The organism is Pseudooceanicola lipolyticus (assembly GCF_002786325.1).
Lineage (GTDB): Bacteria > Pseudomonadota > Alphaproteobacteria > Rhodobacterales > Rhodobacteraceae > Pseudooceanicola_C > Pseudooceanicola_C lipolyticus.
In genome coordinates, this window is sequence record NZ_PGTB01000007.1 from 44,623 (window position 1) to 68,848 (window position 24,226).

Annotated in this window: 21 protein-coding genes and 1 pseudogene; 16 read left to right on the plus strand and 6 right to left on the minus strand. The window is 63.1% G+C overall.

What is annotated here, in order from left to right; genetic code table 11:
- Positions 1-22: 22 nt before the first annotated feature.
- Positions 23-1,699 carry a CARDB domain-containing protein gene (locus CVM52_RS04535; protein WP_133119787.1) on the minus strand — a complete coding sequence of 559 codons (1,677 nt, stop codon included), beginning with the start codon at positions 1,697-1,699 and terminating at the stop codon, positions 23-25.
- A 91-nt stretch (positions 1,700-1,790) separates the two neighbouring features.
- Here CVM52_RS04535 and CVM52_RS28065 point away from each other — a divergent pair.
- Positions 1,791-1,871: pseudogene (locus CVM52_RS28065) on the plus strand (IS5/IS1182 family transposase); the annotation flags it as partial.
- Positions 1,872-1,912: 41 nt separating this feature from the next.
- Here the strand turns inward: CVM52_RS28065 and CVM52_RS04545 are convergent.
- Positions 1,913-2,899, minus strand: coding sequence for a zinc-dependent alcohol dehydrogenase family protein (locus CVM52_RS04545; RefSeq protein WP_100161415.1), 987 nt, complete (start codon positions 2,897-2,899; stop codon positions 1,913-1,915).
- Between the two features lie 285 nt (positions 2,900-3,184).
- Between CVM52_RS04545 and CVM52_RS04550 the strand changes: the two genes are divergently transcribed.
- The 5 genes from CVM52_RS04550 (at position 3,185) to CVM52_RS04570 (ending at position 6,896) form a co-directional block, all read left to right on the plus strand.
- The gene (locus CVM52_RS04550) at positions 3,185-4,174 is read left to right on the plus strand and encodes a thiamine pyrophosphate-dependent dehydrogenase E1 component subunit alpha (protein ID WP_240620862.1); all 990 of its coding nucleotides are present in this window, start codon (positions 3,185-3,187) and stop codon (positions 4,172-4,174) included.
- A 14-nt stretch (positions 4,175-4,188) separates the two neighbouring features.
- Positions 4,189-5,217, plus strand: coding sequence for an alpha-ketoacid dehydrogenase subunit beta (locus CVM52_RS04555; RefSeq protein ID WP_100161417.1), 1,029 nt, complete (start codon positions 4,189-4,191; stop codon positions 5,215-5,217).
- A 73-nt stretch (positions 5,218-5,290) separates the two neighbouring features.
- Positions 5,291-5,524 (plus strand): biotin/lipoyl-containing protein, encoded by a 234-nt coding sequence (locus tag CVM52_RS04560; RefSeq protein ID WP_100161418.1) that lies wholly within the window; start codon positions 5,291-5,293, stop codon positions 5,522-5,524.
- Positions 5,521-6,201 carry a 2-oxo acid dehydrogenase subunit E2 gene (locus tag CVM52_RS04565; protein WP_100161419.1) on the plus strand — a complete coding sequence of 227 codons (681 nt, stop codon included), beginning with the start codon at positions 5,521-5,523 and terminating at the stop codon, positions 6,199-6,201. The genes CVM52_RS04560 and CVM52_RS04565 overlap by 4 nt, the downstream gene beginning before the upstream one ends.
- Positions 6,198-6,896 (plus strand): lipoate--protein ligase family protein, encoded by a 699-nt coding sequence (locus CVM52_RS04570; RefSeq protein ID WP_100161420.1) that lies wholly within the window; start codon positions 6,198-6,200, stop codon positions 6,894-6,896. The genes CVM52_RS04565 and CVM52_RS04570 overlap by 4 nt, the downstream gene beginning before the upstream one ends.
- Positions 6,897-7,118: 222 nt before the next feature.
- Here CVM52_RS04570 and CVM52_RS04575 read toward each other — a convergent pair whose 3' ends face one another.
- Positions 7,119-8,951, minus strand: coding sequence for a sigma-54-dependent Fis family transcriptional regulator (locus CVM52_RS04575; RefSeq protein WP_172720905.1), 1,833 nt, complete (start codon positions 8,949-8,951; stop codon positions 7,119-7,121).
- 98 nt (positions 8,952-9,049) lie between these two features.
- Positions 9,050-9,316, minus strand: coding sequence for a hypothetical protein (locus CVM52_RS26795; RefSeq protein WP_172720906.1), 267 nt, complete (start codon positions 9,314-9,316; stop codon positions 9,050-9,052).
- Positions 9,317-9,529: 213 nt separating this feature from the next.
- Here CVM52_RS26795 and CVM52_RS04580 point away from each other — a divergent pair, with 213 nt between their 5' ends.
- The 5 genes from CVM52_RS04580 (at position 9,530) to CVM52_RS04600 (ending at position 16,596) form a co-directional block, all read left to right on the plus strand.
- Positions 9,530-11,464 carry a PrkA family serine protein kinase gene (locus tag CVM52_RS04580; protein ID WP_100161445.1) on the plus strand — a complete coding sequence of 645 codons (1,935 nt, stop codon included), beginning with the start codon at positions 9,530-9,532 and terminating at the stop codon, positions 11,462-11,464.
- A 12-nt stretch (positions 11,465-11,476) separates the two neighbouring features.
- Positions 11,477-12,793, plus strand: coding sequence for a YeaH/YhbH family protein (locus CVM52_RS04585; protein ID WP_100161422.1), 1,317 nt, complete (start codon positions 11,477-11,479; stop codon positions 12,791-12,793).
- Entirely contained in the window at positions 12,786-14,282 is a 1,497-nt protein-coding gene (locus tag CVM52_RS04590) for a SpoVR family protein (RefSeq protein WP_100161423.1), read from the plus strand. The genes CVM52_RS04585 and CVM52_RS04590 overlap by 8 nt, the downstream gene beginning before the upstream one ends.
- A gap of 104 nt (positions 14,283-14,386) precedes the next feature.
- Entirely contained in the window at positions 14,387-15,844 is a 1,458-nt protein-coding gene (locus tag CVM52_RS04595; RefSeq protein WP_205964880.1) for an NfeD family protein, read from the plus strand.
- Positions 15,845-15,846: 2 nt separating this feature from the next.
- Positions 15,847-16,596, plus strand: a complete 750-nt coding sequence (locus CVM52_RS04600) for a slipin family protein (RefSeq protein WP_100161425.1) — start codon at positions 15,847-15,849, stop codon at positions 16,594-16,596.
- A gap of 98 nt (positions 16,597-16,694) precedes the next feature.
- Here the strand turns inward: CVM52_RS04600 and CVM52_RS04605 are convergent, their stop codons facing one another.
- Together CVM52_RS04605 and CVM52_RS04610 are read right to left on the minus strand one after the other, a co-directional pair.
- A complete protein-coding gene (locus CVM52_RS04605) occupies positions 16,695-17,810 on the minus strand; it encodes a TauD/TfdA family dioxygenase (RefSeq protein WP_100161426.1) in 1,116 nt (371 codons plus the stop codon).
- A 318-nt stretch (positions 17,811-18,128) separates the two neighbouring features.
- Positions 18,129-19,037 (minus strand): DMT family transporter, encoded by a 909-nt coding sequence (locus CVM52_RS04610; protein ID WP_100161427.1) that lies wholly within the window; start codon positions 19,035-19,037, stop codon positions 18,129-18,131.
- A 383-nt stretch (positions 19,038-19,420) separates the two neighbouring features.
- Here CVM52_RS04610 and CVM52_RS04615 point away from each other — a divergent pair, with 383 nt between their 5' ends.
- The 5 genes from CVM52_RS04615 (at position 19,421) to CVM52_RS26800 (ending at position 24,139) form a co-directional block, all read left to right on the plus strand.
- The gene (locus CVM52_RS04615; protein WP_100161428.1) at positions 19,421-20,545 is read left to right on the plus strand and encodes a TRAP transporter substrate-binding protein; all 1,125 of its coding nucleotides are present in this window, start codon (positions 19,421-19,423) and stop codon (positions 20,543-20,545) included.
- 73 nt (positions 20,546-20,618) lie between these two features.
- A complete protein-coding gene (locus tag CVM52_RS04620; protein ID WP_100161429.1) occupies positions 20,619-21,203 on the plus strand; it encodes a TRAP transporter small permease subunit in 585 nt (194 codons plus the stop codon).
- Positions 21,200-22,618 carry a TRAP transporter large permease gene (locus CVM52_RS04625; RefSeq protein ID WP_100161430.1) on the plus strand — a complete coding sequence of 473 codons (1,419 nt, stop codon included), beginning with the start codon at positions 21,200-21,202 and terminating at the stop codon, positions 22,616-22,618. The genes CVM52_RS04620 and CVM52_RS04625 overlap by 4 nt, the downstream gene beginning before the upstream one ends.
- Positions 22,608-23,960 carry an amidase gene (locus CVM52_RS04630; RefSeq protein WP_100161431.1) on the plus strand — a complete coding sequence of 451 codons (1,353 nt, stop codon included), beginning with the start codon at positions 22,608-22,610 and terminating at the stop codon, positions 23,958-23,960. Before CVM52_RS04625 ends, CVM52_RS04630 begins: the two co-directional genes overlap by 11 nt.
- A gap of 17 nt (positions 23,961-23,977) precedes the next feature.
- Positions 23,978-24,139 (plus strand): hypothetical protein, encoded by a 162-nt coding sequence (locus tag CVM52_RS26800; protein ID WP_172720907.1) that lies wholly within the window; start codon positions 23,978-23,980, stop codon positions 24,137-24,139.
- The last annotated feature ends 87 nt before the right edge of the window (positions 24,140-24,226 follow it).

The following is a 24,226-nucleotide window of genomic DNA, read 5'->3' on the forward strand; positions in this document are numbered from 1 at the left end:
TTTAAGTTAGTATCTCTGATGGTCAAAGCGAGAAATCGGTATCACTTAGAGCTATTGCACCTGTCAAGATAACGCGGAAATCTGCTTCCGAATTGCCGTCCAAATCGGCCAGGATGATCGTCTTGTCTTGTTGAACTTTCCTTACGTAGCGCAACTCACCTGTGCTGTCGGAAAACTGGTTCCGCCCGATAAACGTTAGCTCCTGATTGCCGGGGGTGTCGTCGTCGGCGTCGAGTGCGGTCAGGTCGATCAAGTCCACGCCGGTCCCGAACTTTTTCAGCAAGTCTGGCGCCTTGGGATTGCTCTCCTTGGCGTGGCCGAACACGAACACGTCCCGCCCCGCACCGCCGATCATCACATCGGCCCCCTTACCACCCTTTAGAAGGTCGGCCCCGCCGCCGCCCACCAAGGTGTCGGCGCCTGAGCCGCCTATTACTTTGTCCTTGCCATTGCCGCCGTTCAGAATGTCGCGCCCCGCACCGCCAAGCAGGGTATCGTCGCCTGCCTCACCCCTAAGCGTGTCATTTCCACCTTTGCCCAGGATCACGTTATCGTAGCGATCCCCAATCAGCTTGTCTGGGTCCCTGGTCCCGACCAGCCTCGACGGCACAGGTGTCGCAACGGTTACGGCGACGCCGCTGCCATCGTTGCTGCTGTTGGAGCTCTCGTTGTTGCCTTCCTTGCTTTCGGCAATCTTGTCATCGTAGTCGGCAATGACGCCGATGTAGTAGGTTTGGCCTTCAACAACCCAGTTTGGCAAAGTGACCGACGCGCTCACGTCATTGTAGTACTTTCCCGCTGTATGGCTGGCAAAGGATTTTGTGGTCAGCAACGTGTCTGCAGTGGATATGATGGAATTCGTCGAAAGATAAACGCCCGCCACGGACCCAGCCGCGTTGGCGTCGCCTATGTTATGGACGTCGAATGTTACGGTCGTGGTGTCACCCGCAGCTGGGGAGGTGTCGGCGACTTTCACATCCTCTGCCGTTAGGTCAGGCGAACCCGTGGACCCTGTGGGTATGGTTACGGCGACGCCGCTGCCATCGTTGCTGCTGCTGGAACTCTCGTTGTTGCCTTCCTTGCTTTCGGCAATCTTGTCATCGTAGTCGGCAATGACGCCGATGTAGTAGGTTTGGCCTTCAACAACCCAGTTTGGCAAAGTGACCGACGCGCTCACGTCATTGTAGTACTTTCCCGCTGTATGGCTGGCAAAGGATTTTGTGGTCAGCAACGTGTCTGCAGTGGATATGATGGAATTCGTCGAAAGGTAAACGCCCGCCACGGACCCAGCCGCGTTGGCGTCGCCTATGTTATGGACGTCGAATGTTACGGTCGTGGTGTCACCCGCAGCTGGGGAGGTGTCGGCGACTTTCACATCCTCTGCCGTCAGGTCAGGCGCGCCTGCCGCCAGATCGAGGGCAGCTGCCGAGGCGCCAGACAGTTCAATTTTGTAGTCAAGAACATCGTTTGGCATTACGGCGCGCAACGCATCGCGGTCGTTCTTGCCCTCGACTGCGATACCATCAATGTTCCCTTGGAAAAGTTTTGAAACAAGATCGGGGATAGGTATCGGGGGTACTACAGGCACTGCTCCTGTGTCAGAAACCAAGTCTTCGGTGATGGCTCCATATATCGCAAGTTTCGCGTCCTTCAGTGATCTGACGCTTAACTTGCTCGGTCCGAAAATGAACAAAGCCACGACTGCCTCCCCCCCTCAGCATGCGCGTGGCAATAATATCACAATTTTCAGCATTTTGATATCGCGGTCCCGCGCGCACAAGACGCTCTAAAACCGTTGGAAGCGGTGGAGCGACAGGGGCGTCTTCGCGCGGATCATGGCCGGCCTGGCGGCCGTGCACGGGTCGCGGAAAAGGGGGTCGGATGCATTGGGGTCCGGACCCCCTTTCAGAGATCAGATTTCCACGACCACCTTGCCGATAGCTTTGCCGCTTTGCAGCCGGCCATAGGCCTGCCCGGTCTTGGCAAAGGTGAAGGACGGCTGATCCAGCAGCGGTTTCACCGCACCGGCGTCAGCCAGTTGCGCAAGCTCGGCAAGGATCTTGCCGTGAACCTCGCGGCCATGGTCATGCAGCATCGGCAGCAGCATGAAGACGATGTGCAGCGACAGCCCTTTGAAATGCGCCGGGGACAGGTCGATTTCCGACAGCGCGACCGTGGTGACAACCTGCGCATTCAACGCCGCCGCCGCGAAGGAATTGGTCAGGTTGGCGCCGCCGACGCTGTCGAAGACGGCATCGAACCCCGCGCCGCCGGTGTGGCTGCCCACGTACGCCTCGATCTCTTCGGACTTGAAGTCGATCGGCCGCGCGCCGAAGCCTTCGATCACCGCAAGCTGATCGGCACCGGTTCCGGTGGCCGAGACCTCGGCCCCGAGATGGCGCGCCAGCTGCACGGCGATATGCCCCACGCCGCCGGCGCCGCCCTGAACCAGCACCTTCTGCCCCGCGGTCACGCCGGCACGGTCCAGCCCCTCCCAGGCGGTGATGCCGACCAGCGGCAAGGCCGCGGCTTCGCGCATGGAGTGCGATTTCGGCTTGTGGGCGATCAGCCGGGCATCGGCGGGAATGAATTCGGCCAGCGCCCCTTGCAGGTCGGCAAGACCGCCGGCGCAGCCATAGACCTCGTCCCCTACCTGGTAGCCGGTCACGCCATCGCCGATCTCTTCCACGATGCCGGCGAAATCCATGCCAAGAATGGCCGGCAGCGCGGGCGACAGGGGCAGGTCGCGGCCCATGTTCTTGATCATCGTGTCGATCGTGTTGACGCTGGTCGCCTTGACGCGAACCAGGACCTGGCCGGGGCCCGCCATCGGACGCGGGAGATCGGTTTCGTCGAAGGACGCGTCAGGCCCGTAGGCGTTCAGGGTCATGGCTTTCATTGGTCAGCTCCTGTGTGTTGTTTGGATCCGAGATACAGGCCAATCGATCCGGAGATAATGGCTCAGATTATGAGTTCAGTTTTTTGATTTGGAATATAATTGAGGTGAGCGCGGCCCCCTGCCTCACGCGGCAACCCGACCTGTCTCAACCTGACTCACGATGAGACAGATAAGCTCTCGCGGCGCCTTGGCAGGCGTCGGAAGATTGCCCGAACCTCTGCCCCGATGAACCCTCTGCCCAGTGTTCGAGGCGGCAATCCCGCCGCACATGACAGGGAGGAGTTCATGGCACCTACACGCGACGAACAGCATTGGATGTATCGCAACATGGTCACGAGCCGTCGGTTCGAAGAGACCATCGCGAAGATCTATTTCGAAGGAAAGACGCCCGCGTTCAACATGGCAAACGGGCCGATCCCGGGCGAGATGCACCTGTCCGACGGGCAGGAGCCGGTGGCGGTGGGGGTCTGTGCACACCTGACTCCCGAGGATGTGGTCACGGCCACCCACCGCCCCCACCATCAGGCGATCGCCAAAGGCGTGGATCTGAACAAGATGGCGGCCGAGATCTTTGGCAAGGCAACCGGGCTTTCCGGCGGACGCGGCGGGCATATGCATCTGTTCGATGCGGATGTGAACTTTGCCTGCTCGGGTATCATCGCGCAGGGCATGGGGCCGGCCGTGGGCGCCGCGCTCAGCCGCAAGATGCAGGGCAAGCCGGGCGTGGCCGTGGCCTTTGTCGGCGAAGGCGCGGTGAACCAGGGCGGCTGGCACGAGGCGATGAACCTCGCCGCCGTGTGGAATCTGCCCTTCGTCTGCGTGATCGAGGACAACGCCTGGGGCATCTCGGTGGCCAAGTCCGCGGCAACCGCGGTGCCCACCAACGATGTGCGCGCGGCGGCCTATGGCATTCCCGGCACCCGTGTCGAGGGCAATGACCCCTTCGCCATTTACGCGGCCGCCGGCGAGGCCATCGCCCGCGCCCGAAACGGCGAGGGCCCGTCGCTGATCGAGGTGGAGACCTATCGGCTTGCCGGGCACTTCATGGGCGACGCCGAGGGCTATCGTCCGGAAGGCGAAAAGGATGGCCTGTTCGAGAAGGACCCGATCCCTGCAATGCGCGCCCGTTTGCTCGCCGATGGTGCGGCCAGCGAGGCGGAGCTTGCCGCCATCGAGCGCGAGGCCGAGGCCCGCGTCGAAACGGCCATCACGTTCGCCCGCGACAGCGCGGAACCGGCGCCCGAAGACGCGCTGACCGCCGTCTTTGCAGCCTGAAGGGAGGAAAACCAATGACCAAATCGAACGAGAGAAAACTGACCATCGCCCGCGCCATGGCCGAGGCCACGGCGCAGGAAATGCGGCTGGACCCCAGCGTCTTTGTCATGGGCGAGGACATCGCAGCCCTTGGTGGCGTCTATGGCAACACCCGCGGCCTGCTTGAGGAATTCGGCCCCGAGCGTATCCGCGACACGCCGATCTCCGAGACCGCCTTCATCGGTGCCGCCGTCGGTGCCGCACAGGACGGGATGCGCCCGGTGGTGGAACTGATGTTCGTGGACTTCTTCGGCGTCTGTTTCGACGCGATTTACAACCTGATGGCCAAGAACATCTATTTCTCCGGCGGCAACCTGAAGGTGCCGATGGTGCTGATGACCTCGACCGGCGGCGGCTATTCCGACGGCGGGCAGCATTCGCAATGCCTTTACGGCACGTTTGCGCATCTGCCGGGAATGAAGGTGGTGGCGCCGTCCAACGCCTATGACGCCAAGGGGTTGATGACCGCCGCGATGCGCGACGACAGTCCGGTGGTCTACATGTACCACAAGGGCTTGCAGGGCATGGGCTGGCTGGGCACCGAGCCCGCCGCCACGGTGCACGTGCCCGAGGAACGCTATACGCTCGAGATCGGCAAGGCCAAGGTCGTGCGCCAGGGCAAGGACGTCACCATTGTCAGCCTCGGTATGGGAGTGCACAACGCGCTGAAGGCCGCGAAGAAACTCGAGGCCGATGGCGTCAGTGCCGAGGTCGTGGACCTTGTCAGCCTGGTGCCGCTCGACCGCGACACGATCCGGGCCAGCGTCGCCAAGACCGGCCGGCTGATTGTCGTGGACGAGGATTACCAGAGTTATGGCGTCTCGGGCGAGGTGATCGCCAGCGTGACCGAGCATGACATCTCGGTCCTGAAGGCCGCGCCCAAGCGGGTTGCCTTCCCCGACGTGCCGATCCCGTTCGCCCGCGTGATGGAGCAGCACTGCTTGCCGAATCCGGTCAAGATCGTCGCCGCGTGGCGCGACATGTCGGCGATGCAGCCCGCCTGATCCCCACCTCACCACTCACGGAGCCCACCGGGGGCAGGCGGTGCCTGTCCCCGAACAGAGAAGGACAATCCACATGGCAACAGACATCACCATCCCCACGGACCTCTGGGAAGAAGACGAGGACTGCGTCATCACCGGCTGGCTCGTCGATGACGGCGCGGCGGTCGAGGAGGGCGCGCTGGTGGCCGAAATCATGACCGCCAAGGTGCAATACGAGGTGCACGCCCCGGCCGCTGGCAGCGTCAGGATCACCGAAGAGGCTGACGCGGTCGTCGCCAAGGGCGCGGTCATCGGGCGGATCGAATGAGCGGCGCGGCCAAGATCGTTCCGCTGAAAGGCGTGCGCGGCATGATCGCCGACCGGATGGTGGAAAGCCTGCAAACGGCGGCGCAGCTGACCCATCACGGCAGCGCCGATGCCTCGGCGCTCCTGGCCGAAAAGGCGCGGCTGGCGGAGGCCGGGACGAAGGTCTCGGTCGAAGATCTGCTGATGCTGGCCGTGGTGCGAGCGCTCCGGTCGGTGCCCGATGCCAATGGCCGGGTCGAGGGGCGCGAGGTCAAGCTGTCGGAGGCGGTCGATCTGTCGGTCGCCATCGCGCTGCCGGGCAATCTGCTGGTGGCCCCGGCGATTTTCGGCGCCGAGAAGATGGGGGTGAGCGCGCTGCGCGCTGCCCGGCAGGACCTGGCCAGGCGGGCGAAGGCCAACAAGCTGAGCGTGACCGAGATGACCGGTGGCACCTTCACCGTCTCGAACCTTGGGCTGACGCGGGTCGAGCATTTCACACCTATCATCAACGCGCCGCAAATCTGCATTCTCGGCATCGGCCGCGTGACCGACCGCGCCGTGCGCGCGCCGGACAGCGGGATCGCGCTGCGCCCCCATGTCGGCCTGTCGCTGACCTTCGATCACCGCGCGCTTGACGGCGCCCCGGCGGGCGACTTGCTGACGGCGATCTGCGAAGAAATCGAGGCGATACGGGCATGAGCACTGCACTGCGGGTGGTGCCGACGGTGGCCGAGGGTCTGGCGTTGGAGGCGGAGGCTTTCGACGGCACCGGCCCGCCGGTGCGGCTCTGGATGGCGCAAGCTCGGGCGCTGGTTTGTCCGGCGGCCTTTCGACGCAAGCGCGGCTTTGACGCCGCCGCGCGGACCACGGCCGCGCGGAACTGGCCGCTGCATTTGCGGCCAACCGGCGGAGGAGCCGTGCCGCAGGGGCCGGGGGTGCTGAACCTCGCGCTGGCTTTCACCGCTGGGCCCGAATTTGGCATCGAAGCGGGCTACCACCTGGTCACCGATGTCATCCGCCACGCGCTTGGCCCCTTCGGCCGCAGCCTCGCCACCGGCGCCACGCCGGACAGCTTCTGCGACGGCGCCTGGAACCTCTCGGTGGCGGGGCGGAAGCTCGTCGGCACCGCGCAGCGTATCCGCCCCGCCAGCGGGGGGCGGCGCCGCGTTCTTGTGCACGCGCTAATCCTCTTGGAGGGCGATCTTTCGGCCGGCGTCGAGGCGGTAAACGGGCTGCATGCGGACCTTGGCCTGCCGCGGGTGACGGACCAGGCCCATACGACCCTTGCGCATGTCTTTGGGCCGGAGGCAGCCGAGCCTGCACAGCTTGCCAGACACCTCGCGGCCCACGCGGCGCAAGCGCTCGCCCCGCCGCCGGCGATCTTCGCCGCCTGAATTCACCACCGCTTGGAGCAGGGCGCGACGCCGATGCGGAGCAGGGGATAGGCAGGTCAGAGGCATTGCCGCCCCCTCCGCCGGCCGATTTTGCCAATCGGTGGGGCGTGGCGAGGCCACCGCCTCCGACAAGGCGACACCCTATATCCGGTGGTGCCGGAGGGGCCGTGGCCGCCGAAGCTCTCCTAAAAGGCCGGGTTCAACTGTTTCCGAGACTGCCGGTCAGGATGGCCGGATCAACCTGTGCCGCTTGATCTTGCGGTTGATGGTCGCGCGGCTCATGCCGAGGCGCCGCGCGGCTTCGCTGACGTTCCAGCCGCTGGATGTCAGGGCATCGCGGATCTGCGTGGCCTCGTCATAGACCAGCCGAGGTGCCCGCGCGGCGGGGGGCGCGGCAGCAATCGCCGCACCCGCGGCGATCGAGGTCGGGCGCAGGTCGACCGGGGTGAGGCGGTCATTCGATGCGGTCATCAGCGCGCGCGACAGGGCCGCACTCAATTCACGGACATTGCCAGGAAAGGGGTGCGCGCGGATCATCGCGGCGGCCTCGTCGCTGAGGTCGACCTGACGGCCGGCGATCTTGGTGGCGAGAACCTGTGCCAGCATCTCGGGATGCGCGCGCTCTCTGAGCGGTGGCAGCGCAACCCGCGCCCCGGCGATCAGGTAGTAGAGGTCATCGCGGAAGCGCCCCTCTGCCACCGCATCGAGCAAGGGCTGGCGGCTCAGGCCAACGATCCTTGGCTGCGCGCCATCTTCCCCCTGCCGGTCGGCCTCCACCTCGTCCAATTGCCTGCGGAGCTCCGCCTGCGCCTCGGACGGCATCTCGGCAATGTTGTCCAGCAGCACCGACGCCCTGTCCTGCGCCGCTTCGGGCATCAGCGACAGGATCCGCGCCTGCGACAGAACACTGCGCAGAGCGTCGATATCCGCCGCCGTGCCGCCCATCGTGGCGCAATCGATCTTGAGCACGGGCGAGGTGCCTGCCAGTGCCGCGATCAGCGCCGACTTGCCCGTGCCGGTCTCGCCCTCGACAAGGAAGGGCATCGCCGCACGAAACAGCATCTTCGCCTCTGCGCAACGCGCCGCCATCAGCTTGCAGCCCGTCGCGAGTTCCAGCAGCGAGGGCGGCAGCCGACGTCGCCGGGGCGGCGAGGCGGGGCGGGCGGTGCGGGGCAGGGGAGCGGCTGTTTTCGGCAGCACAGCAGACAGCGTCATCGCCCGGCCCGTCGTCGTGGGTATCGAAAGCACACGCTCCGGCACCTTCGCCAGCGTGTCGCTGTCCATATCGAAAACCGCCTGGAAGGGCTGCCCCTTCAGCTTCCCGGGCGCGCGGTCACCGACGATCCGCTGCACCGCGGATGTCGCGCCAAGGATGATCCCGGCTTCATCGACCGCGATCAGCCCGCCTCCCGACAGCGGCTGCCCCTCAGCGCCGGAGGACACTGATATGATCATGCTGTCCGCGAAATGCTGTTCGAACAGCTGGTGCTGGATGCGCTCGGCCGCGGTGTCGAGAAACTGGCGGGCAAAATAATGCTCCGCCGCGTTCCCGTTTTCGAAGGTGACGAGGTTTACCGCCCCAACGAGCGCCCCCTCGGCATCGAAGATCGGCGCGCCGGTGCAGGCAAAGGGCTTGAGCCGCGCATAGAAATGATCGGCCCCGCCAACGGTAAAGGCACGGCCCGCGCGCAGGGCCATCGCGACGCCGTTCGTCCCGGCCACCCGTTCATCCCAGCAGGACCCCAGCGCGATGCCGTTCCAGTCTTCGGCGCCCCGCCACGGTCCGGCCATTTCCAGCCGCACCAGAACGCCATCGGCATCCGTAACGACCAGACACCGTTTGCCATCGCCTGCGAACGATGCCAGCTGGCGGAAAAAGCCCTGCCTGCCGCCGGTCCGTTCGGTTATCTGCTCAAGCCGCGGCGCGATCTCGCTGGCTTGCAGGCGCAGAATCGGCCGCGCCGCATCCCGGGTGAGCCTGTGCTGCCGCTCGCAGCGGTCCCACGAGGCCGCGATCTGCTCGCGGGTGAAAGCGTCTGGCATGTCTCCGATCATGTCTCCTCCGCCCCGGATGTTACGCCAAGGCCGCCATGATCTCCAAAACCAATCTTCAGGTTTGCCCGCCGTGCCGGTCAACTCGTGGATCGCATCCATCATCTTGGCTCGGGATCGACGTCGTTGGCCGCCGCTGCCACCGGGCCGAGGTCTGCCTGGTCGTTCGGCACCGCGACGCTGTGTCTCCGCCATTTGGCCTGGGTTTCGAGCATCGGGTGACCCACCTTTTCCGGCGGCATCCCGGAGAGGTCAGTCTGCGCGAGATGGATCAACTGGAACCTGCCGGACGGCAGGCCTTCGACGGCGAAACCGCACCGTTTGCCGTCGCCCTGCAACGCCTGCGGGGCGCCTCTGACGCCCGTCAAACGCGGTTCCGAATGACTCCACCCGGCGACGGTGATGCGGGTCCGATCTGAGCCCACAACCCATCACTCACAGGGTATCAAATATTCGCGCTGAAGGAAAAAAAATTCTGGGAATAGACGGTTAGGCATCCCATCTTTAAGATAGAGACCAGCCGCCAGTGGCTTTTCATTACGTTCGGCGGCGTCGCCAATCCCGTGAATGGAGAAACCACGATGGAGGTATTTTCACGGTTCTTCGAGGATTTCGACAAGCGCAAAGTCGAGGAACTGTCGCTGCAAAACTATTTGCTTGGCTGTCGAGATTCGCCCCAGATGCGCGCCACAACTGCCGAGCGGATGGCCGCCGCCATTGGCGAGCCCGAGCTTGTCGACACCAGTCGCGATCAGCGGTTGGGCCGGATTTTTCAGAACCGCACCATCCGGCGATACCCGGCCTTTTCGGAGATGTACGGGGTGGAGGAGACGATCGAGCGCATCGTCGGTTTCTTCCAACGTGCGGCGCAGGGTTTGGAGGAGCGCAAGCAGATCCTCTACCTGTTGGGGCCGGTAGGCGGCGGCAAGTCGACCCTGGCCGAGACACTCAAGCGACTTGTCGAACGCGAGCCGATCTATGTGCTGAAGGCGGGCGATCAGATCAGCCCGGTCTTTGAATCGCCGCTTGGCCTGTTCGACGAGGCGCGGTTCGGCAAGTTGCTGGCGGATAAGTACAACATCCCCGGACATCTGCTGCGATACCCGATCTCGCCCTGGGCGGTGAAGCGGCTGGAGGAATTCGACGGTGACATTTCCAAGTTCACCGTCGCGCGGATCTACCCATCGGTGCTGCGGCAGGCTTGCGTCGCCAAGACCGAGCCCGGAGACGAGAACAACCAGGACGTCTCGACGCTCACCGGCAAGCTCGACATTCGTCAACTGGAACATTTCAGCCAGAACGACCCCGATGCCTACAGCTATTCCGGCGGGCTCAACCGGACCACGCAGGGGCTTTTGGAATTCGTCGAGATGTTTAAGGCACCCATCAAGGTGCTGCACCCGCTGCTGACGGCCACGCAGGAAGGCAGCTATATGGGCACCGAGAATATCGGCGCCATGCCCTATCAGGGGATCGTACTGGCGCATTCGAACGAATCCGAATGGCTGCAATTCAAGGCGAACCGCAACAACGAGGCCTTCCTTGACCGGATCACGGTCGTCAAGGTGCCCTATTGCCTGCGGGCGACCGAAGAGGCGCAGGTTTATCAAAAACTGATCGCCGACAGTACGCTGCGAGAAGCGCCCTGCGCGCCCGAGACGCTGACGATGATGGCGCGGTTCAGCGTGTTAACCCGCTTGCGCGAACACGAGAACTCGACCCCCTATTCGAAGCTGCGGATCTACGATGGCGAAAGCATCAAAGACACCGATCCCAAGGCCAAGTCCAAACAGGAATATAGTGACAAGGCGGGTGTCGACGAAGGCATGACCGGCATCTCGACCCGTTTCGCCTTCAAGGTTCTGTCCGAGACATTCAATCATGACACCAAGGAAATCGCGGCGGATCCGGTGCACCTGATGTATGTGCTGGAAAATGCCATCCTGCGCGAGCAGTTCCCCGAAGAGGTCGAGGGGCGCTATCTGGATTTCGTCAAATCCGAGCTGGCCCCGCGCTATGCCGATTTCATTGGCGAGGAGATCCAGAAAGCATATCTCGAGTCCTATTCCGACTATGGTCAGAATTTGTTCGATCGCTATATCGCCTATGCCGATGCCTGGATCGAAGATCAGGATTATCGGGATCCCGACACCGGTCAGATGTTTGACCGCGACGTGCTGGAACACGAACTGGAGAAAATCGAGAAACCGGCCGGCATCGCCAATCCCAAGGATTTCCGCAACGAGGTGGTCAAATTCGTGCTGCGGGCTCGGGTCGAAAATGACGGCCGCAATCCGGATTGGCGCAAATATGCCAAGCTGCGCCGGGTGATCGAGAAACGCATGTTCAGCAAGGTCGAAGACCTGCTGCCGGTGATCAGCTTCGGCGCCAAACGCGACCGCGAAACCGATTCCAAGCATACGGAATTCGTGGAGCGGATGCAGGCGCGGGGCTATACCCAGCACCAGGTGCAACGCCTGGTTGAATGGTACATGCGGGTCAGCAGGGCGGGATAGCGGTGTTCGACCATGACACAGTTCATCGACAGGCGTCGCAACCCAAAGGACCGTAGCCTCGGGAACCGACGCCGTTTCATCCGGCGGGTGCAAGGCGCGGTCAAGGAGGCCGTCGACAGTGCGGTCAGAAAGCGCGGGATCGCGGATGTCGACCGCGGCGATAGCGTCAGCATTCCTGCCAAAGGCATAAAAGAGCCGACTTTCCATCATGCCCGCGAAGGCGGACACCGCGAACATGTTCTGCCGGGCAACAAGAATTTCCGCCCCGGCGACCGGATCGACAAGCCGCAGGGCGCCGGGGGCGGCGCCGGAAAAGGCGGCGCGCCGGAAGGCGAGGCCGAGGATGATTTTCTTTTCGTTTTGTCCCGGGACGAATTCCTGGATGTCTTTTTTGAAGATCTGAAACTTCCCGACATGGTCAAGCGGTCGCTCAAGCGGGTCGAGGCGGTCCGGCCCCGGCGGTCCGGGATCTCGGTCACCGGGACGCCCGCCAATCTCAGTGTGGGCCGCAGCATGCGCAATGCGATCGGACGCCGCTTTGCGCTTGGGCGTCCGCGCAACGAGGAAATCCAGCGCCTGCGGGACCGGATCGGAGACCTTGCCTCGCCAGGCGTGCCTGAGCAGCGGGATGCAGGGGAAATGGTGGGCCTGAAACGGCAATTGGACGATCTCCTGAAAAGGCGACAGCTGGTGCCTTTCCTCGACCCGCTCGACCTGCGCTATCGCTATTACGAGATGCGACCGGAACCGACCGCGCATGCGGTGATGTTCTGCCTGATGGATGTGTCGGCCTCGATGGGCGAACGGGAAAAGGATCTTGCCAAGCGGTTCTTCGCGCTTTTGCACCTGTTCCTGAAGCGATGCTACGAAAAGGTCGAACTGGTCTTCATCCGCCACACGCACGAAGCCAAGGAGGTTGATGAAGACACGTTCTTTCATTCCAAGGAAAGTGGCGGCACGGTTGTCAGTACCTCGCTTGCCGAGATGCAGCGCCTGATCGCGGCGCGTTACCCTCCGGCGGAATGGAACATCTATGCGGCACAGGCGTCGGATGGCGAAAATTATCCCGGCGACTCGGATAAATGCGTCAATATCCTGGACGCCGAGCTGCTGCGGATCTGCCAATATTTCGCCTATGTCGAAATCATCGAACCGGACGAAGCGCTGATCCTGAAAAGCCCGGACAGCGGGACCGAGCTTTGGCAGTCGTATTTGCGCGTCGCAAAGGAATGGCCGAATTTCGCGCTTAAACGGGTGGCGGCGCCCGCGGACATTTACCCGGTGTTTCGCGAACTCTTTTCGGCCCAATCGGAGCGCCGCGATGGCTGAGCCTGCCGCCACAGACAAATTGTTGTTCGAAGGCAGCGAATGGACATTCGATGCCATCCGGCGGACCTATGACGCAATCGAGGCGGTCGCGCTGGAAGATCTCGGGCTTGATCTTTACCCGAACCAGATCGAGATCATCTCGGCAGAACAGATGCTGGACGCTTATTCCTCGTCGGGCATGCCGTTGATGTACGGGCACTGGTCGTTCGGAAAAAAGTTCATTTTTCATGAAAGCCGCTACAGCCGCGGGCTCGGCGGGCTGGCCTATGAGATCGTCATCAACTCCAACCCCTGCGTCAGCTACTGTCTGGACGAGAACACGATGGCAATGCAGGCGCTGGTCATGGCGCATGCGGCCTGTGGCCACAATCATTTCTTCAAGAACAACCATCTGTTCCGGCAATGGACCGATCCCGAAGGCATAATCGATTATCTCGACTATGCCCGGGAATTCATTCGCCGCTGCGAGGAAAAGCACGGCTCGACGGAGGTGGAAGAGTTGCTCGATGCGGCCCATGCGCTGATGCCGACCAGCGTGTTTCGTCACCGGCGACCGCCGCAACGGTCGCGACGCGCGGAACAGCAGCTGCGCCGCAGACGGCAGGAAGAAGAGGAGCGGGCGGTTCACTATATCTGGTCCGGTCTGGAACGATCGCGCGGCAAGGAGGACGCGCAGGACCTTGCACAGGAACGCCGGCGCAAGATGCGCCTGCCGGAAGAAAACCTGCTCTATTTCATCGAAACCTACAGTCCGGTGCTGAAATCATGGCAAAGAGAGATCCTGCGCATCGTCCGCAACATCGCGCAGTATTTCTATCCGCAGACCCAAACGAAAATCATGAACGAGGGATGCGCCACATTCGTTCACGACCACATCCTCAAGCGGCTGCACGCGGCGGGTCGCATCGATGACGGGGCGATGTTGGAAATCCTCGTCAACCACACCGGTGTCTTGACGCAACCCGACTTCGATTCGCCGAACTATAGCGGGCTCAATCCCTATGCGATCGGCTTTGCCATCATGCGCGATGTCGTCCGGATCTGTACGGAACCGACCGAAGAGGATCGCATCTGGTTCCCGGAAATTGCGGGATGCGGCGATTGGCGGAACGTGCTCAGGGACGCGTGGGAAAAGTTCCGCGACGAAAGCTTTGTCCAGCAATTCCTTAGCCCGAAGGTGATACGCGATTTCCGGATGTTCGGCCTGACCGAAGCGGAAGGCAAGTCCTGGTATACGGTATCGGCCATTCATGACGAAGCCGGCTATCGCAGGGTGCGCGATCTGCTCGCGCATTCGGTGGATCCCGCGGTACGGCAACCGGTGATACAGGTCACAGACGTTGACCTGCTTGGCGATCGCGCGTTGCAGCTTGAGTTCCGTCCGCTCGAAGGCATCCCGCTGGCGGAAGAAGACAAGCAGAAGACGCTCGAATATTGCCGCCAGCTGTGGGGATATGAGGTCCACATGAAAGACGTCGGGCCGGGGTAATGGCCCGATGACCCGCAGCCGGTAGACCCCGCCACAAGCTTGCCATCTGCACGGCGTTTTGCGCTGGCGGCGGTTGGGCGTATACTGGCGGTAGGGAGGCTGTCGTGCAACGTCTCTGGATATTGCGTCGCCTCGCTGCGGTTCTGGCGATTGCAATGGCGATTGCTTGCGTCGCGACGGCGCAGAACACAAACGAAGATAAATCCGGTTCGGTCGTGATGGCCGCGTCGATCGAGGGTCCGATCGGGCCTGCGACCGTCAAGCATGTCCATCGGGTTGTCGGAATTGCCCAGGAGCGCCGCGCCGCGGCGCTGTTGCTGCGCCTGAATACGCCCGGCGGTCTTGCGGACGCGATGCGCCAGGTGATTTCAGAGATCCTGCAATCCACAGTGCCCGTGGTCGGATATGTGGCGCCTTCGGGGGCACATGCGGCAAGCGCCGGCACCTACATTCTGTACGCGACCCATGTCGCCGCAATGGCGCCGGGCACCAATCTGGGCGCGGCCACGCCGGTGCAGCTCGGCGGACTGCCAGACGGATTTCCGGGCTCTGAGCGCGAGCCGGCCAAGGAGGAGACCAACCGCCCTGACGACGCAGATGCCGAAGGCGACCAGTCAGAGGCGCGCAAACCGGGTGTTCTGGGCGCCGACGACGCGATGACGGCAAAGGCCACGAATGATGCGGTGGCGCTGATCCGCAGCCTTGCAGAACTGCACGGGCGCAATGCCGATTGGGCCGAAACTGCGGTGCGCGAAGCCGCCAGCCTCTCCGCGGCGGCCGCGCTGGAGCGGAACGTGATCGATTTCATGGCATCGGACACCGACGCGCTGCTGAACGCCGTGCACGGACGAACCGTCACCGTGGCCGGGTCCGAGCACCGGATCGAGGTGAAGGGCCTGCCGGTCGAGACGATCGAGATGGATGCCGTGACGCGCATTCTGAGCGTTTTGTCCAACCCGAATGTCGCGCTGATCCTGATGATGGTCGGTGTCTACGGGTTGATCTTCGAGTTCTGGAATCCGGGGGCGCTGGTGCCCGGTGTTGTCGGCGCAATCAGTCTGACGCTTGGACTCTACGCGCTCAACCAGTTGCCGCTCGACTATGCCGGGCTTGCGCTGATCGGTCTCGGCATCGCCTTCATGGTGGTCGAAGCCCTGACGCCGACCTTCGGTGTTCTGGGCATCGGCGGTTTGGTGGCCTTCGTGTTCGGATCCTCGATGCTGATCGATACCGACGCCCCGCAATTCCAGATCTCGGTTTGGCTGATCGGCACCATGGCCGCGCTGAGCGGCGCAGTGCTGGTGCTGCTCTTGGGATTCACCTTTCGTGCCTATCGACGCGCCCCGGTGAGCGGTCACGCGCGGATGGTCGGGGCGCCCGCGCGCGTGATCGAATGGTCTGGCGGAAAAGGCTATGTCTGGACCGAGGGAGAGCGCTGGCAGGCCAGGGGGGACGCGGTGCTAACACCGGGCCAAACGGTGACGGTGCGGGCGGTTCACGGGCTTACGTTGGTCGTCGAGACCTCCTCAAGGGAAATCGCGCAGCCAGCGGGAAAGGGATAGATATGGAAGTCTTTGTTTTCGAATGGATTCTACAGCTTGTTGGCGTCGTCCTCGTCGTCTTTATTCTCTACAATGCGATCTTCATCTTTCGCGAATACGAACGTGGCGTGATGTTCACCCTGGGACGCTTCACCAGGGTCTGCGGGCCCGGCTTCGTGATGATGATACCGATCGTACAGCAGGCGGTGCGCACCGATCTGCGCATGTTCGTCGAAGACGTGCCCAGCCAGGACGTGATCAGCCGGGACAATGTGTCGGTCAAGGTCAACGCGGTGATCTATTTCCGCATCATAGACCCGGAACGCGCGATCATAAATGTCGCCGATTTCAGGACCGCGGTCAGCCAACTTGCACAGACGACGCTGCGCTCGGTCCTGGGCAAGCACGAACTGGACGAGATGCTTGCCGAGCGCGACCGCCTCAATGCCGACATTCAGGAAATCCTGGACCGGCAGACCGACGCCTGGGGGATCAAGGTGACAAATGTCGAGATCAAGCATGTCGACATCGATGAAAGCATGGTCCGGGCCATTGCCAAGCAGGCCGAAGCAGAGCGACTGCGCCGCGCGCGGGTGATCAACGCGGAGGGCGAGCAGCAGGCGGCCGGCAAGCTGGTGGAGGCGGGCAAGATGCTGGCCGAGCAAGCCAATGCCATGCAGCTTCGCTATTTCAACGCGCTGAACGACATCGCCACCGACAAGACCACGACGATAGTCTTTCCCTTGCCGACGGATCTCCTTCCCAAGGCATAGGGTGCCGCGGGAGCGGGCCTACATGACACGCGCACCAGCAACGCCAGTCGTCGGCGCGCCCGGTGGCGCGCCGGCCATTCTTGCCGGTCCCGCTGCGATCAGTCCAGCGACCTGTCCAGCACCCGCAGGCGGCTGTCCCATTCGCCGCGATCAACGTAGCAACCGTGCAGGTGACGAAAGCCGGTGGACGGGTCAAAGGCCTCGCGGCCGTGCAGGACGCGGCGATTGTCGAAGACGACCATTTCGCCGCCGGTAAGTTTCAGCGCGATGCCGTAGGCGGGGTCGCGCGTCATCGCCATGAAACGCTGATAGGCGCGGTAGAACGGCTTCAGAGTTGCGGGCGCAAGGTCGACGATATCCGCCAGATGGGCGTTGAAACAGATCTCGCAGACCGCCCCGCGCCCATCCAGCGTGATGATCGTCTTGCGCGAACGAATATCCGTGTGGCGGTCCTGGAACCGGAAGGGCACGGACAATGTCGTCAGAAGCGCGAAGGCGTCCGGATCACCGGCCCGCAGATCCTCGGCCACGGCGACGCCGTCGCAGAAGGTCGAACCGCCGCCCTCGGCCTCGTTGGCAAGACAATGCAGGAACTGGTAGCCCGGCGGCAGTTCCTGATTGGTCAGGTCGGTATGCAGCGGCAGCGCATCCGAGGTATAGGCGAGGTTGTTGGGGTCCGGCCTGGAGACAACTTCGAAGGTCAGTCCGAAATTGGTCTCGCGCAGGTGGCCAACCCGACGTGCCAGCGCGATGCCGGCCTCGGTGCTGTTGGCCAGCCCGGTCACGATCGAGAGGCCGTAGCGCTTGGTGTCGCGCAGCCACGCCGCCAGGGCGGCGTCAGAATCGAGGACTCGATCGGCATCGTGACGGGGCACGCCATCCTTGCCGAGATCGGCCTTCCAGGCGACGGGCACAAGCTCGGCCGGATCGTGCCGCGCTTGCCCGGGGCGATGCGCCTTGATCCAGTCGAGGTCGAAACGGCTGGGCGTCGCGCCAGCGGTCCAAGTGACGAGCAGCGCATCCTGCATCACTTTGATTTCGTGGGGAACGAGGTCGAGCGGAACCTTGGTAAGGTCGAAAATGCGCTCGCCGGTCTGCGGGTGAAAACCCGAGGGATCGGTATCGCGCAGCCAGATATAGGGGAAGTCGCCAACGGTTCCGTCGGGCCAACGCAATTCGAGGCCGTCGGCCCCGGTGCTGAGGGTCGGTTGCATCTGTGTCTCCGGTGCAGGGGGGTGGTCAGGCGTCGCGGGTCAGCGGCGCCGCGGCGGCGGCCACCAGGCGTGGGCCTTCGCATGCGGATGGCCCGGACTTCTGCCGAGGACTGTGCACATGGGTTCCGGTTGTATCTGCGCCGACCCATATGGAATATCACCCCGTCCGCCAAGGCAAGCAATTCCTGGGGCCGATGCCGCGCGATCGCGGCGCAAGGTAAGGTGCCGCGTTCTAAATCGGCCTGTCCGGGCTTGGCCCGGCTGGTCTTTTGGCCCACCCGTGCCGTTGCGCACAGGGCGGTTGCGCCTCCATTCAGACTAATGCTGGCGCGCTCCCGGCGGCGTGGCCTGTTTGCCGCGCCAAAGAATGAACAGACCGGACAGCACGATTAAACCCGCCCCCAGCATCATCGACGGGCTCACCTGCTCGCCAAAAACCACGACCCCCAGCGCTATTCCAAACAGCAGGCGGGTGTATCTGAAGGGGGTGACGGCAGAAACATCTCCGGTGCGCATCGCTTTCATCAGGCAGGAATAGGCCGCGACGCCGGCCAGCACGGCGCCGGACAGGAACAGCCAGGCGTCAGGGGTTGGCATCACGAAAGGGGCGGCCTGCCAGCCCGAAAACAAGATGCCGGCAGCAAGGATGGACAGAAAGCCATACAGCCCGAGAATCGACGTGTTGAGCGAGGCGGGGGCGGCGCGGCTGGCCAGGTCGCGCCCGGCAAACCCGAGCATGCCGAGAATCGCCAATAGCGACAGCAGGGAAAAACTGTCCGCACCTGGCTGGACGATGACCACGACCCCCAGCAATCCGATCAACACCGCCGTCCATCGGCGCCAGCCGACCTTCTCGCCAAAGACCAGGGCGGCGCCCGCGACCACGACCAGCGGCGCCGCCTGCAGGATCACCGTTGTGACCGAGAGCGGGGTCAAGGACAGGGCAAGCACGAAAAACAGCCTGCCGACGATCTCGAAGACCACGCGAAAACGCATCGGTCGCGAAACCACGTCAGGCACGAACAGCGGCCGTTTCTGAATCAGCAACAGACCGGCAAAAACAAAAGCCCCGCCCAAGCCGAAAAGGATCAATATCTGACCGACCGGCAATGTCAGGGCGGCCGCTTTTACAAAAGCGTCCTCGACGGCGAAAACCGCCATTGCGGTGATCATCCAAACGCTGCCGATCAGATTGGCCCTGCGGTCATTTGCAATGCGAGCTGTCATTATTAATCCCAGGCCGGTTTCCAGTCTGGCCGCCAAGATGACAGCGCCATTCCGCGAAACATGTCGGGCCGGGATGCCGCACGGCCCGCGATCGGTCAATGCGCAAGCGCTTGATACCTGAACGATTCGGTGATTCCGCCTGGACGCCTGGACGCTGCCGGATTCGGCCCTTGCAGACGCTGAGGGGCCGCGTTGCGACGGCATGCAGCATGGCTGTTGGCCTCAACGCGGTGGAGCAGAAACCAATACAAGGCAAGTAAGCTGGCGATGGTCCAAGGTGAAACTTGCGGTTCGGCGTCCAATCGGTAAGGTCGACCTGTGTTTGGATGAAAATGCAACGAATAATGCGCCATTCCAGACGCAATACCTAGGGAGGAAAATCTATGACTTCGAAGACATTCGACCGCCGGTCGTTTCTGAAAAAGAGTGCACTGGCCGGGACTGCCGCAACCGGTGCCACGCTGGCAGCGCCAGCGGTTCTGGCGCAGTCCCCCATCGTGATGAAGATGCAGACTTCCTGGCCTGCCTCGGACATCTGGGACGAGTTCGCCAAGGATTATGCCCAGAGAGTCGACGAGATGTCGGGGGGACGTCTGAAAATCGATGTGCTGCCCGCGGGCGCGGTTGTGGCCGCGTTCCAGGTGCTCGATGCGGTGAATGACGGCGTGATCGACGCCGCGCATTCAGTGCCGGTTTACTGGTACGGCAAGAACAAGGCGGCCTCGCTGTTCGGCACCGGTCCCGTCTTCGGCGGCTCGGCCACGACGATGCTGGCCTGGTTCTACGAGGGCGGCGGCGCCGAGCTCTACCGCGAGCTGACGCAGGACATCATGGGGCTCGACGTGATCGGCTATCTTGGCTTTCCGATGTTCGCGCAGCCCTTCGGCTGGTTCAAGGGCGAGGTCAGCACGCCGGCCGACCTGCAGGGCTTCAAATACCGGACCGTGGGCCTGGCCGCCGACCTGATGGCCAAGCTTGGCATGTCGGTCGCCCAGCTTCCGGGCGGCGAGATCGTCCCGGCGATGGAGCGCGGCGTGATCGACGCGTTCGAGTTCAACAACCCGACCTCCGACCGCCGTTTCGGGGCGCAGGATGTGGCGACCAACTACTACCTGTCCTCGTATCACCAGGCTTCGGAAAGCTTCGAGTTCCTGTTCTCGCGCACCTTTGTCGAGGATCTCGATCCCGACTTGCAGGCGATCCTGAAATATGGCGTCGAGGCCGCTTCGACAGCCAACACCGCAAAGGCCATGCGCCAGTACTCCACCGACCTGAAAGAGCTTCAGGAAGGCGGCGTGACCGTACGCCGGACGTCGAAAGAGATCCTCGACGCACAGCTGGCGGCCTGGGACCAGCTGATCCCCGAGCTGGAGCAGGACGAGTTCATGAAGCGCTGCCTCGACAGCCAGCGGGAATGGGTCGAAAAGGTCGCCTACTACGAGCTCATGAACGCGCCGGATTACGCGCTTGCCTACGACCACTACTTCCCCGGCAAGCTCTCGCTCTGAGGCGAACCGATAATCATCGAAGACCCCGGCGCGGTTCCGTGCCGGGGTAAGCGTATGGAAGGGGGAGCTCCGAATGATCGGGTTTATCCGTTTTGCTGACAATCTCTCGGCAGCGTTCGGCAAGGTATTCGCCTGGCTGATCATCCTGATGTCCGTCGGGACCGGGTACGAAGTTTTTGTGCGTTACGTGCTGAATGCACCGACGGCATGGGCGCTGGACGTGTCGTTCATCATGTACGGCACGCTTTTCATGATGGGTGGCGCCTATACACTCTCGCGCGGGGGGCATGTGCGGGGCGACTTCCTGTACCGCCTCTGGCAGCCCAGGACCCAGGCCAAGGTCGACCTGGTGCTGTATTTCCTGTTCTTCTTTCCCGGCATCCTCGCGCTGATCTTCGCGGGATGGAAATACGCCGCGCGGTCCTGGCAATACACCGAAGTCTCGATCAACAGCCCCGCCGGCGTCCCGATCTACCAGTTCAAAACGGTGATGGTGGCCGCGGGTATCCTCTTGTTCGTCCAGGGCATTGCGCAGGTCTGCCGCTGCATCGTGGCGATCCGCACCAATGAATGGCTCGAAGCCGAAGAGGACGTGTTCGAGACCGAAGACCTGCTGATCCGGCAAGCTCACGAGGCCGAAAGGGACACACACACATGACCGACCCCCAAGTCGCCTTGATGATGCTGGCGCTGTTCATCGTATTCGTTTTCCTCGGTTTTCCGATCGCCTTCACGCTGATGGCCATGGGCATCGGTTTCGGCTATTACGCCTATTTCGACGCCCGTCGGATGTGGCGCGATTTCGACCGGCTGGACGAGACCGCGACCACCTGGGACAGCTGGACGACCTGGATCGACGGGTTCCTAAACAACCGAATATTCGACCTCTTCGTGAACCAGACCTATACGGTGATGTCGAACGAGGTGCTGACCGCGGTGCCGCTGTTTCTGTTCATGGGCTACATCGTCGAGCGCGCCAATATCGTCGACAAGCTGTTTTCGACCCTCAACATCGCGTCGAAAAACGTACCCGGTTCGATGGGCGTTGCGGCACTGATCACCTGCGCGCTGTTTGCCACCGCGACCGGCATTGTCGGTGCGGTTGTGACCCTGATGGGCCTGCTGGCGCTGCCGCAGATGCTGAAGGCTCGCTATAACCCGTCGTTTGCAAGCGGCATTATCTGCGCCGGCGGTACGCTCGGCATCCTGATCCCACCCTCGATCATGTTGATCGTCTATGCCGCCGCCTCGGGCGTCTCGATCGTGCGCCTCTATGCCGCGGCGCTGCTGCCGGGGCTGACACTGGTCGGGCTGTATCTGGTCTACGTCATCGGCCGGTCGATCCTTCAGCCGTCCTCGGCGCCGCGGCCCAGCGATGACGAGGTGCCCGACGTTCCGGTGGGACAGCTGCTGCTGATGATCCTGACCTCGTTCATGCCGCTTGCCTTCCTCATCCTGGCGGTCCTCGGCTCGATCCTTTTCGGGCTGGCCACGCCCACCGAGGCAGCGTCGATCGGGGCGCTGGGCGGCATCTTTCTGGCCGTGGTGTACCGCGCGATGACCTGGCAGCGGCTGCGCGAAAGCGTCTATCTCACGGTGCGCACCACCGCGATGGTCTGCTGGCTTTTCGTCGGCTCCTATACCTTCTCGGCGGTATTTTCCTATCTCGGCGGTGAGCACATCATCTCGGAATTCGTGCAGTCGCTGAACCTGACGCCGCTGATGTTCCTGATCCTCGCGCAGCTCATCATCTTCCTGCTCGGCTGGCCGCTGGAATGGTCCGAGATCATCATCATCTTCGTGCCGATCTTCCTGCCGCTGCTGGCGATCTTCGAGGTTGACCCGCTGTTTTTCGGCATCCTCGTGGCGCTGAACCTCCAGACCAGTTTTCTGACACCACCGATGGCGATGTCCGCCTACTATCTGAAGGGGATCGCGCCACCCGAGGTCCGGCTGACCCAGATCTTCTCGGGCGTGATGCCGTTCCTGTTCTGCGTCATCGTCTCGATGGTGCTGATGTACATCTTCCCGCAGATCGTCTTCCACCTGCCGGAGCTGTTCTATGGCCGCTGACGCCAGTGATGCGGGACAACAGCTGCTGGCGCTTGGCGCCAGCGAGCTGCGAGACCGGCTCGCTTCGGGCGCGCTGGATGCGGTGACATTGGTCGAGTCCTGCCTGGCCCGGATCGCGGCGCGCGACCCCGAGGTGCACGCCTGGGCGCATGTCGACCCCGACTTCGCCCGCCATCAGGCGCGGGCGATGGATGCGCATCGCAGGTCGGGGCGCCCGCTCGGCGCGCTGCACGGTCTGCCGGTGGGGGTGAAGGACATCATCGACACCGCGCGGATGCCGACCGGGAACGGATGTGCGCTGGACGCCGGCCGGGTGCCGGCCAAGGATGCCTGGATCATCCAGCGTCTCAAATCGGCCGGCGCGATCATTCTGGGCAAGACCGTGTCCACCGAACTTGCCTACCTGCACCCCGGGGCCACCCGGAATCCGCATAATCTCGACCATACGCCGGGTGGCTCGTCCTCGGGGTCCGCCGCCGCGGTGGCGGACGGAATGGTGCCGCTTGCGATCGGAACCCAGACCGGCGGCTCGGTGATCCGCCCGGCCGCGTTCTGTGGTGTCACCGGGTTCAAGCCGAGCTTCGGGGCGATCCCGCGCAACGGCGTGCTGATGCAGTCGCACACGCTCGACACGCTCGGGGTCTTTGCAAGCGATCCCACCGGAGCGGCGATTTTGGCCGAGGTGATCTTTGGCTATGACCCTGCCGATACGGCGACCTCACCCGCGCCATTTCCGGCATTGGAGCGCACCGCCGCCAGCGCGCCGCCGCTGCCGCCGGTCTTCGCCATTGTGCGCCCGCCCGGCTGGGAGCGCGCCGATGACGACCTGAAACAGGCCATTGCCGGGCTGGAAGAGGCCCTGGGCGAGCAGGCCTTTTCCGTGGACCTGCCGGAGATCTTCGCCGAAGCCGCCGCGCAGCGCGAACGCATCAACCTCGCCGAGATGTCCCGCTATTATTATCATTACGAGCGTGACGGGGCGGCGCAGCTCTCCGACGTGGTGCTGAAGGCCATCCGCAGCGGCGCCACCATGCCCGCCCGCGATTATCTCGCCGCGCTCGACTGGCCGCGGATCCTCGGCGTGGCGCTGGAGGAAATCTTCTCCCGCTGCGACGCAATTCTGTGTCCCGCGGCACCGGGTCCGGCACCAGCCGGGTTGGAAAGCACCGGCGACGCGATCTTCAACGGGCTCTGGACGCTCTGCGGCACCCCAGCCGTGACCGTGCCGATCCTGACCGCAAGCAACGGCCTGCCGATGGGGGTGCAACTTGTCGCCGGGCGCGGGGACGACGCGCGGCTGATGCGCACCGCCCGGTGGCTTTATGACTGGGCCGACGGCTGAAAAGGAACGAAACAGACATGTTACGCCTTCTCTATCTCATCGCCTTCCTCATCTTTGCGGCGTTTGTGGGTATCCTCGCCTATAGCGTCCCAAGCCCCGATCTGATCGCTGTGGTGGTGTTCACCCTCGCTCTCGTGGGGTGGGACTGCTACCGAACCACCCGCGGTCCGCGCAATTAGATGCGATGCCGGGCCCGATGCGCGGCGCCGTCTTTCCCGTGCGCCAAGTCGAGGTGACGTGCCGCCGGCGACGGGGTCGGCCGTTGG

Bases quoted from the DNA above. Each gene is read 5' to 3' on its own strand.
- CVM52_RS04545 (WP_100161415.1), bottom strand. From the start codon at position 2,899: ATGAAAGCCATGACCCTGAACGCCTACGGGCCTGACGCGTCCTTCGAC.
- CVM52_RS04550 (WP_240620862.1), top strand. From the start codon at position 3,185: ATGGCACCTACACGCGACGAACAGCATTGGATGTATCGCAACATGGTC.
- CVM52_RS04555 (WP_100161417.1), top strand. From the start codon at position 4,189: ATGACCAAATCGAACGAGAGAAAACTGACCATCGCCCGCGCCATGGCC.
- CVM52_RS04560 (WP_100161418.1), top strand. From the start codon at position 5,291: ATGGCAACAGACATCACCATCCCCACGGACCTCTGGGAAGAAGACGAG.
- CVM52_RS04565 (WP_100161419.1), top strand. From the start codon at position 5,521: ATGAGCGGCGCGGCCAAGATCGTTCCGCTGAAAGGCGTGCGCGGCATG.
- CVM52_RS04570 (WP_100161420.1), top strand. From the start codon at position 6,198: ATGAGCACTGCACTGCGGGTGGTGCCGACGGTGGCCGAGGGTCTGGCG.
- CVM52_RS04575 (WP_172720905.1), bottom strand. From the start codon at position 8,951: ATGATCGGAGACATGCCAGACGCTTTCACCCGCGAGCAGATCGCGGCC.
- CVM52_RS04580 (WP_100161445.1), top strand. From the start codon at position 9,530: ATGGAGGTATTTTCACGGTTCTTCGAGGATTTCGACAAGCGCAAAGTC.
- CVM52_RS04585 (WP_100161422.1), top strand. From the start codon at position 11,477: ATGACACAGTTCATCGACAGGCGTCGCAACCCAAAGGACCGTAGCCTC.
- CVM52_RS04590 (WP_100161423.1), top strand. From the start codon at position 12,786: ATGGCTGAGCCTGCCGCCACAGACAAATTGTTGTTCGAAGGCAGCGAA.
- CVM52_RS04600 (WP_100161425.1), top strand. From the start codon at position 15,847: ATGGAAGTCTTTGTTTTCGAATGGATTCTACAGCTTGTTGGCGTCGTC.
- CVM52_RS04605 (WP_100161426.1), bottom strand. From the start codon at position 17,810: ATGCAACCGACCCTCAGCACCGGGGCCGACGGCCTCGAATTGCGTTGG.
- CVM52_RS04610 (WP_100161427.1), bottom strand. From the start codon at position 19,037: ATGACAGCTCGCATTGCAAATGACCGCAGGGCCAATCTGATCGGCAGC.
- CVM52_RS04615 (WP_100161428.1), top strand. From the start codon at position 19,421: ATGACTTCGAAGACATTCGACCGCCGGTCGTTTCTGAAAAAGAGTGCA.
- CVM52_RS04620 (WP_100161429.1), top strand. From the start codon at position 20,619: ATGATCGGGTTTATCCGTTTTGCTGACAATCTCTCGGCAGCGTTCGGC.
- CVM52_RS04625 (WP_100161430.1), top strand. From the start codon at position 21,200: ATGACCGACCCCCAAGTCGCCTTGATGATGCTGGCGCTGTTCATCGTA.
- CVM52_RS04630 (WP_100161431.1), top strand. From the start codon at position 22,608: ATGGCCGCTGACGCCAGTGATGCGGGACAACAGCTGCTGGCGCTTGGC.
- CVM52_RS26800 (WP_172720907.1), top strand. From the start codon at position 23,978: ATGTTACGCCTTCTCTATCTCATCGCCTTCCTCATCTTTGCGGCGTTT.